Genomic DNA, 3,460 nt, shown 5'->3' with positions numbered 1-3,460 from the left:
TAATCGCTAAAAACTAATCGCTAAAAACTAATCGCTAAAAACTAATCGCTAAAAACTAATCGCTAAAAACTAATCGCTAAAATCTAACTGCTAACAGCTAAAAGCTAAAAGCTATTTCACTATGTCAACAGCCACTACAATAACCAAACCTAACACTACTCATAAATCCAAAGCCTGGCTGCAATCGTTGGGGCCGGGATTGATCACGGCGGCATTGGTATTCGGTCCCAGTAAGGTGACCATCGCCTCTATTATGGGCGCCAGTTACGGCTTTTCCCTGTTGTGGATTGTAGCGGTTGCCATCTTCTTCATGATTATTTTTACGATGATGGCTGCCCGGGTGGGCATTGCTACCAGTCAATCTTTACTCGGCACCATCAGCGATAAATGGGGGCTGCCTGCACGTATAGCCATTGGCGTTGGGGTGTTCCTGGTAACTGCCTCTTTCCAGGCGGGCAACTCCATCGGCGCCGGCATCACACTGGCAGAAGCTACGCATACGCCTAAAGAAATATGGATTGTGGTATGTAATGTACTCGGCATCAGTATCCTCTTCTTCCGCGGATTTTATAAGAAACTGGAAAAAATTATGATCACGCTCATCATTATGATGCTCTTCGCATTTATAGTGACGATGGTGATGTCGCGACCAGCAGCAGCAGATATTGCGGGCGGATTTGTACCTACTGTTCCGGTGGGATCACAACAGCTGATTATTGCTTTTATGGCCTCCTGTTTTTCTATTGTAGGTGCTATCTATCAATCTTACCTCGTACAGGAAAGAAGAAAAATACGGCCGGATGTGACACAAACCGGTAAAGAAACGTTGCCGGGAATGCTGATCCTGGGCTTTATGAGTGCTACCGTGATGATTTGCGCGGCCACCGTATTGCATCCTGCCGGCATAAAAATTACATCTGCCACCGATATGGCGAAAGCATTGGAACCGGTATTCGGAAATGCCGCAGCCGGTTTCTTCCTGCTGGGTTTATTCGGCGCGTCGTTTTCTTCTCTGTTGGGTAACGCCGCATTGGGTGGTACACTGCTGGGAGATGCATTAGGATTTGGCGGTCAGCTCAGTTCTAAAATGGTACGTTTATTCATTGCCGTTATCATGATCATTGGCGCCAGTGTAGCCATTATTTTCGGTAAACTGCCGCTGCAACTCATTGTGCTGGCGCAGGCGGTGACGATTTTTATCGTGCCTTTTATTGGCGTGGCCTTGTTTTTTGTGGCCAACGACGCCAAAATAATGGGCCCCTTGAAGAATAATTTATTTACCAATATCGCTGCCGGCATCGGCCTGCTGATTATGCTGGGACTGGCTGTCAGCAACGCGATTACTTTGTTTTTTAAGTAACACCCGAACGCATGAGAAGAACGATTACCGGAATGGTTTTGTTGATGTTACTGGGAGCAGGCGCCTGCCGCTCCGGCCAGGACGCTGCTTTTAATCAGCCGCTGGAAGCCTTGCTGGAGCTGGATAGTACGCGGGTGGGCATTAGTACAGTGGTGTCAGATCTGAATGTACCCTGGGAAATTGCCTGGGGACCGGATAACCAGATCTGGTATACCGAGCAAAGCGGTACCATCAGCAATGCAGATCCACATACCGGCGTGAAGAAATTATTACTTACCATACCGGAGGTGTATCGCCAGCGCACCCTGGGCTTGCTGGGCATGGCCATATCTGCTGACAAAGCACAGCCCTACGTATTTGTGGACTACACCCACCTGCAAAAGGATTCCACCATTGTATCCAGACTGGTGAGATATACCTATACCATGGATACGCTGAAAGACCCGTTGGTGCTGTTGGAACTGCCCGGCAACACGGGGCATAACGGCTCCCGGGTAGCGATATCTCCCGATGGTAAAATTATACTCTCTACCGGAGATGCCGCCAATGGTGACCATGCGCCGGACACCAATTTCATTAATGGTAAAACATTACGACTGAATTTTGATGGCAGTATTCCTGCCGATAATCCATATCCGGGCAGCCCAATCTGGTCCCGCGGTCACCGCAATATTCAGGGGATGGTATTTACTACGTCAGGACATTTATTTGCCTCCGAACACGGTGATGCCGTGGATGATGAACTGAACCTGATTCAACGCAAGGCATTTTACGGATGGCCCCGGGTAGAAGGTTTTGCAGACAGACCCGACGAAAAAGCCTATGCCGATTCGTTTCCGTTCACCGCGCCATTGAAAGCCTGGACTCCTACGATTGCACCGGCTGGCGTGGATTATTACGGGGCGCATAATATTCCGGAATGGTATAACAGCATTTTACTCGGCACCTTAAAGGCGGCCAGTTTGCGGGTGCTGGCTTTAAATCCGGCACAGGAGTCCGTAACGACAGAACATATTTACTTCAGCGGCAAATTTGGCCGCCTGCGGGATATTTGTGTATCGCCGGAAGGAGATGTGTACATTGCCACCAGCAACCGCGACTGGAACCCCGGCAAAGGATTTCCGTTGCAACACGACGACCGCATTATCCGTTTGTCGGCGCTCCGGGCCAATGATAAAATACCTGCCGGTTTGCCGGTAGAAAAAGCGGCGACTGCACCCGTGGCGGCTGCGACCAAAGGCGCCAGCATCTACAAAAGTTATTGTGAAGCCTGTCATAAAACCGAGGGCAAAGGTGTACCGGGTTCTTTCCCGGCACTAGACCAAAATGCACTGGTAACAGGCAACAGCGCATCGCTGATTCAAACGGTGATACAGGGCCGCACCGGCGCTTCCAAAGCAAAGAACAGTCCTTACGGCGAACAGATGCCCGCCTTCGGTTTTCTCAAGGATGAAGACATTGCCGCCGTTACTTCGTATGTCCGTAACAGTTGGAATAATCATGCAGATAGTATAGCCGTTTCCGTAGTTACGCAAACGAGGAAAAAATTGACCGGAAACGTTTCTGACGAAAAAAAATAACCGGATGAAGCAAATTATTATCTTTATTAGTATGGTTTCGTTACTGTTGTCCTGCTCATATCCACCTGAAAAGCAATTGCCTATGCAGCTGATTGCCCTTGACCCTGGTCATTTCCACGCCTCGCTGGTACAACAACAGATGTACCCGGGTATTGATTCCGTGATAAAAGTATTTGCGCCCGACGGACCGGAAGTAAAACAATACCTGCAGCGCGTCGCTGCGTATAATAAACAGGACAGCCCCGTTGTACACTGGGAAACCGAGGTGTATACCGGCAATGATTACCTGCAAAAAATGTTGCAAAGCGCACCGGGCAGCATCGTTGTGCTGGCTGGCAATAACCGCTTGAAGCCCGTATACATACATCGCGCCGTGCAGGCCGGTATGCATGTGCTGGCAGATAAGCCAATGGCAATCGATGCCGCCGGATTCGATTCTTTAAAGGAATCCTTTGCGGCCGCCGCTGCCAATAAAGTGCAGCTGTTTGATATCATGACAGAGCGGTACGAAATTCATAAC

General features: G+C 49.3%; 3 protein-coding genes. All 3 read left to right on the top strand.

Going from position 1 to position 3,460, the window contains the following annotated elements; all coding sequences use genetic code 11:
* Window positions 1-121 precede the first annotated feature (121 nt).
* Window positions 122-1,360, top strand: a complete 1,239-nt coding sequence (locus tag VIP81_RS02060) for an Nramp family divalent metal transporter (RefSeq protein ID WP_331956816.1) — start codon at window positions 122-124, stop codon at window positions 1,358-1,360.
* Window positions 1,361-1,371: 11 nt separating this feature from the next.
* Window positions 1,372-2,940 carry a PQQ-dependent sugar dehydrogenase gene (locus tag VIP81_RS02055; RefSeq protein WP_331956815.1) on the top strand — a complete coding sequence of 523 codons (1,569 nt, stop codon included), beginning with the start codon at window positions 1,372-1,374 and terminating at the stop codon, window positions 2,938-2,940.
* 4 nt (window positions 2,941-2,944) lie between these two features.
* The coding region (locus VIP81_RS02050; protein ID WP_331956814.1) for a Gfo/Idh/MocA family oxidoreductase at window positions 2,945-3,460 on the top strand (516 nt) is incomplete at its 3' end.

It is taken from the genome of Chitinophaga sp. (assembly GCF_036566945.1).
In the GTDB taxonomy this organism is placed as follows: Bacteria; Bacteroidota; Bacteroidia; order Chitinophagales; family Chitinophagaceae; genus Chitinophaga.
The sequence above is the reverse complement of the archived record's forward strand: the minus strand, read 5'-3'. Positions and strand labels throughout refer to the sequence as shown.

What these genes read in the sequence shown, in the direction of transcription:
- VIP81_RS02060 (WP_331956816.1), top strand. Translation starts at nt 122, where the DNA reads ATGTCAACAGCCACTACAATAACCAAACCTAACACTACTCATAAATCC.
- VIP81_RS02055 (WP_331956815.1), top strand. Translation starts at nt 1,372, where the DNA reads ATGAGAAGAACGATTACCGGAATGGTTTTGTTGATGTTACTGGGAGCA.